6 protein-coding genes are annotated in these 5,287 nt (G+C 69.1%); 4 read left to right on the forward strand and 2 right to left on the reverse strand.

What is annotated here, in order from left to right:
• A partial coding sequence (locus ACFP9U_RS23640) for a 2-dehydropantoate 2-reductase N-terminal domain-containing protein (protein ID WP_378625209.1) occupies positions 1–440 on the reverse strand: 440 nt, incomplete at its 3' end.
• Complete coding sequence (tsaD, locus tag ACFP9U_RS23645; protein WP_378625210.1) at positions 437–1,525, reverse strand: tRNA (adenosine(37)-N6)-threonylcarbamoyltransferase complex transferase subunit TsaD; 1,089 nt, start codon at positions 1,523–1,525, stop codon at positions 437–439. The genes ACFP9U_RS23640 and tsaD, both read right to left, overlap by 4 nt.
• Positions 1,526–1,628: 103 nt before the next feature.
• Between tsaD and hemC the strand changes: the two genes are divergently transcribed.
• The 4 genes from hemC to ACFP9U_RS23665 all read left to right on the forward strand — a co-directional run.
• Positions 1,629–2,558, forward strand: coding sequence for a hydroxymethylbilane synthase (hemC, locus tag ACFP9U_RS23650; protein ID WP_378625212.1), 930 nt, complete (start codon positions 1,629–1,631; stop codon positions 2,556–2,558).
• A 10-nt stretch (positions 2,559–2,568) separates the two neighbouring features.
• The gene (locus ACFP9U_RS23655; RefSeq protein WP_378625213.1) at positions 2,569–3,285 is read left to right on the forward strand and encodes a uroporphyrinogen-III synthase; all 717 of its coding nucleotides are present in this window, start codon (positions 2,569–2,571) and stop codon (positions 3,283–3,285) included.
• Between the two features lie 91 nt (positions 3,286–3,376).
• Positions 3,377–4,768 (forward strand): COG4223 family protein, encoded by a 1,392-nt coding sequence (locus ACFP9U_RS23660; RefSeq protein WP_378625215.1) that lies wholly within the window; start codon positions 3,377–3,379, stop codon positions 4,766–4,768.
• Positions 4,769–4,779: 11 nt separating this feature from the next.
• Positions 4,780–5,287: heme biosynthesis HemY N-terminal domain-containing protein (locus ACFP9U_RS23665; RefSeq protein WP_378625216.1), on the forward strand; the 508-nt coding region annotated here is incomplete at its 3' end.

Genomic DNA, 5,287 nt, shown 5'->3' on the forward strand with positions numbered 1-5,287 from the left:
CCGCGCGCCACGTCGGCGGCAAAGCTGGGCCCCGAAAGCACCGCGATCGGGTTTTGCGGAAGGACCTCGCGGGCCACTTCCGACATCAGCCGACCGGTGTCGCGCTCGATGCCCTTGGCGCACAGGACGACGGGCACATCCGGCGCAAGCGTCTCGGCTGCGAGGGTCAGCACGGCGCGCAGGCTCTGCGCAGGCGTGACCGTCAGCACGCACCCCGCGCCGGAAAGGGTAGCGGCAGTATCGTCAAGGGCGATGATCTCAGGGTCGAGCGTCACGCCCGGCAGATAGCGGCTGTTGGTGTGCGCGTGCTCGATCTCGTGGGCGAGCGCCGGATCGCGCGCCCAGAGCGTGACCTTGTGGCCGGCGCGGTGCATCGTCAGCCCCAGGGCCGTGCCCCAGGCGCCGGCTCCCAGAACGGTGATCCTCCGGTTTTCGCTCATGCCTTGGCTCCGCGTTTGCCGGCGCCGTAGAGAGGGTCCGACCCGGCATCGAGAGGCCAGCGCGGGCGCGGGGCGAAGGCGAGCGCATCTTCCTCGACAAGCCCTGCTTCCAGCCGCTCCAGACCGGCCCAGGCGATCATGGCGGCGTTGTCGCCGCACAGTTTCACCGGTGGCGCCACCAGGGTAAAACCTTCGTTCGAGCACAGGGTTTCAAGCGTGTTGCGGATCGCGGCATTGGCGGCGACGCCGCCGGCCACCACCAGGGCGGGGCGGGCATGCTTGGAATGCGCCTTGCGGAAGCGCTCCAGGCTGCGAGCGACGCGGTCGGCAAGGGTCTCGGTGACGGCGCGCTGGAAGGAGGCGCAGATGTCGGCGATGTCATCCTCCGACAGGGGCGCAAGCTCGGTCGCGGCGCGGCGCACCGCGGTCTTGAGGCCGGAGAAGGAGAAGTCGGGCCGCGCCTCCCCCTTGAGCGGGCGCGGGAAGGTGAAGCGGGCGGGGTCTCCCTGGAACGCGGCCTTTTCCACGCTCGGCCCGCCGGGATAGGGCAGGCCGAGAAGCTTGGCGGTCTTGTCGAAGGCCTCGCCCAGGGCATCGTCGATGGTGCTTGCCCAGCGCTCGTAACGCCCGACGCCTTGTACATGGAGGATCTGCGTGTGGCCGCCGGAGACGAGCAGAAGCAGATAGGGAAAGTCGAGGCCGTCCGTCAGGCGCGCCGTCAGCGCGTGGCCTTCGAGGTGGTTTATGGGCAGGAGCGGTTTTCCCGTGGCCGCGGCGATGGCCTTTGCCGTGGTCAGCCCGACGATCAGCCCGCCGATCAGGCCGGGGCCGGCCGTGGCGGCGAGGGCGTCGATGTCGTGGAGCGTCAGGCCCGCTTCGGCGAGGGCCGCCGTGATGACGCCGTCCAGCGCCTCCACATGGGCGCGGGCGGCGATCTCCGGCACCACGCCGCCGAAGGCCGCGTGTTCTTCGATCTGGCTCAGCACGACATTTGAGAGGATCGCGGGGGCGCCGTCGTCGGCGCGCGCGACCACGGACGCGGCGGTCTCGTCGCAGCTCGTCTCGATGCCCAGCACGCGTGTCATTCGGCGCCACTTGCCCCGTGTTGCCGACCGGGCCATTCCCCGATAGGTATCGGTGAGGCCGGTCACGGATTTCGAGAAAGCCGGTTAGCACGGACATGACGACATGCAAACGGATGTGGTGAGAATCGGAACGCGCGGCAGTGCCCTGGCTCTGGCCCAGGCGGCGGAAGTGCGTGCACGGCTGATGGCCGCGCACGACCTGCCGGAGGAAGCCTTCGAGATCGCCGTCATCCGCACCAGCGGCGACCGGATCCAGGATCGGCCCCTGTCGGAAGCCGGCGGCAAGGGGCTCTTCACCAAGGAGATCGAGCAGGCGCTCATCGACGGCCGGATCGATCTGGCCGTGCACTCGTCCAAGGATATGCCCACCGTCCTGCCGGAGGGGTTGGAGATTTCCGCCTTCCTGGAGCGGGAGGACGTGCGCGACGTCTTCATCGGCCGGCGGGTCGAGCGCCTGGAGGACCTGCCGCAAGGGGCGAAGCTCGGTACGTCCTCGCTGCGCCGCCAGGCGCTGGCGCTCAGGCTCAGGCCCGATCTCGAGGTCGGCATGTTCCGTGGCAACGTGCAGACGCGGTTGAAGAAGCTGGAAGACGGCGTCGCCGAAGGCACGCTTCTGGCTCTGGCGGGATTGAAACGGCTGAAGATGGAGCACGTGGCGAGCGCCGTCATGGATCCCGAGACCTTTCCGCCGGCGCTCGGCCAGGGGGCCATCTGCATCGAAACCCGCGTCGGTGACGCCTGGGTCGGAGGCGTGGTCGAGGCGATCCGTCACGCGCCGACCGGCGCGGCGCTTGCCTGCGAGCGAGCCTTTCTCGCCGCGCTCGACGGCTCATGCCGCACGCCGATCGCGGGCGAGGCGAAGGTGGAAGGGAAGAACCTGCGCTTTTCCGGCATGATCCTCACGCCGGACGGGCGCGAGGCGCACGAGATCGCCGGCGAGGGCAGTGTGGACGACGCCGCGAAGATCGGCGCGGATGCCGGAGCGCGCATCCGCGAGAAGGCGGGCAACCGCTTTTTCGATTCCTGGGATTGAAGGACTGCCGATGGCCCGCGTGCTCGTGACCCGGCCGGACCCCGGCGCCACGCGCACCGCCGAAAGGCTCAAGGCGCTTGGCTTCGAGCCGGTGGTGCTGCCGCTTACCGGAATAACACCCGTGAGACCTTTTACTCCGCCTCGAGGGCAATTCGGCGCAGTGGCCGCTTCGAGCGCGAATGCCGTGCGGTATGCGCCGCCCGAATTTCTGCGGCGATTGGCCGGTCTGCCTGTCTTTGCCGTGGGGGAGGCGACCGGCGCGGCCGTCCGGGACGCAGGGCTTGGACCCGTCGACGAGGGCGCCGGGGATGCGCGCGGCCTCGTGGACCGTATCGCCGGTGCGATGGCGCGCGAAAGCAGGGTTCTCCTTCTCTGCGGAAAGGTGCGTCGGGACGTGTTGGAGGAGGGGCTTGCTGGCGCCGGCCTCGCGCCGGTCGTCTGCGAAACCTACGATACGCGTCCGCTGTCGCCCTCCGCGGGTACCGTGGAGGCGGCGTTTCGGGGACTCCCGGTGAATGCGGCGCTCTTTTATTCCGCTTTCGCCGCGCAGACGTTCTCGGAGCTCATCGGCCGGGCGATCCCGCGTGAACTGATCGAAAACGCCTGCCCCTATGCCCTCTCTCCGCGAATAGCCGAGGCTTTGCCGCGGGAATTGCGTGCCGCGGCGGTGGTGGCGCGGGAACCGAACGAGGCGGCGATGCTTTCTCTGCTGGAAAGTCGATTATGACGCAGGACTCTGGCCATGTCACTCTCCTATGGTAGTGAAGGTGCTGCGCTGCACCAGCGCGCACGGATAGGAACTGCCAGCGGAGTGCCTGATGGCCAAGACACCTAGGACGCGCCATTCCAAGACGAAACGGGACCCGGTAACGATCGATCTGGAAGCCGATTCGGTGGAAGGCGCGCCCGGTGAGACGGCCGAACCGGAACAGCCGCGGGTTGAGCAGACCGAATCACCTTCGCCCAAAACAGGTGGCGCCGATACCGACAAGCCCGACGTCGAGGCGCGGGCGGATGCGGATGACGGCACTCCTCAGGAGGAGCCGGGACCGGTCGAAGAAGAGGCGGCTCCCGAAAGCGAGGGGCCGCCGGCATCCGAGCCACCGCCGTCCGAAACGCCGGGAGAGGAGAAGCCGCGCGGCAGGACGGGTTCGATTGCGCTCGCGGTGATCGCCGGTCTGGTCGGCGGAGGTGTCGTCGCCGGCGGCATGCAGGTCTTCGAAAGGATGCAGGACGGTGGTGCGGGTCCAGACCCGGCGGTGACCGAACTCCGCCAGGAAATGGAAGCCTTGTCGGGCGAGGTTGCGCAGTTGCGCGAGGCGACGCCGGCCGGGACGTCCGGGGACGCACTGGAACAGGCGCTTGCCGGGCCTCTCCAGGAGATCGCCGATCTTCGCCAGGGCCTTGCGGCGCTGCAGGACGCTGTCTCCTCGGGCGGCGCGGGGGAAAATGCCGGCCTCGAGGCGCTGGACACCCGCATTGCCGAACTGGAAAGCCAGGTGGCGACACTTGCCGAGGCCGGCGCCCAAGGCGCGGGCAACGGCGAGACGAGCGAGCGCATCGCGGCACTCGCCTCGGAACTGGAAGGCCTGCGCGAAACGTCGGCGGCAGCACAGCAGGCAGCGGAGGCCAACGCCGAGCAGCTACAGGCGTTGAGCGGTAGGCTCGATGCGCTGACGGCACGGTTCGAGGAGATGGACGAGGGGCCGCGCCTGGCACTGGTGGTCGCCGCATCGGCGCTTCGCGCGGCGGTGGAACGCGGCGAACCTTTCGCGCGCGAGCTCGAAACCTTCGCCTCGCTCTCCCCGGAGGCCGAGGGGCTCGCCGACCTTCGCCCCTATGCGGAGACGGGCATTCCCACCCGTGCGGAACTGGCCGCCGAGGCGCCGCAGGCAGCTTCGCGCATTGCCGAGGCGGTTTCCCCACCGGCGGGGGATGCCGGTTTCCTGGACCGCCTGATGGCGAGCGCACGCTCCGTCGTCACGGTACGGCCGGTGGGCGAGGTCGAGGGCGATGCGCCGGAGGCAGTCGCCGCGCGCATGGAGGCGGCGGTAGAGAACGGCGATTACGGCCAGGCCCTCGCCGAATACGAATCGCTGCCGCCGGAGGCGCAGGAAGCGGCGCGCGCCTTCGCCGAAAAGCTGCGCGCGCGGCAGGCGGCCGACCGGATCCTTGAAGAGACGCTCTCCAGCGTGTTGCAGCCGGCTTGAGGAAGACATTCATGGTTCGTGTTCTTTTCTTTCTTGTCGTCGTCTTCCTGGTCGGATTCGGCTTCTCCTGGCTGGCGGAACGGCCCGGCGATTTGGTCATCACCTTTGCCGGCTACCGCTACGAGGTGTCGCTGGTGGTGGCCGCGGTGCTTCTGGTGCTGGCCGTCGCCGCCATCATGTTCCTGTGGTGGCTCATTCGCAGCATCTGGAACACGCCGCATGCCGTGGCGCGCTATTTCCGCGCCCGCCGCCGCAACCGTGGCTATCAGGCACTGTCCACGGGCATGATTGCCGCGGGCGCCGGCGATGGCGGGATGGCCCGGCGCATGGGTAAGCAGGCGGCGAAGCTGCTTCCGGCCGATCGCGAGCCACTGATCCGGCTGCTCGATGCCCAGGCGGCGCTCCTCGAAGGCGACCACGACGCGGCCCGCGGGAAGTTCGCCACCATGGCGGATGATCCGGAAACGCGCCTGCTGGGCCTGCGCGGGCTCTACCTGGAGGCCGAGCGGTTGGGTGAGC

It is taken from the genome of Nitratireductor sp. GCM10026969 (assembly GCF_042660605.1).
GTDB lineage: Bacteria > Pseudomonadota > Alphaproteobacteria > Rhizobiales > Rhizobiaceae > Chelativorans.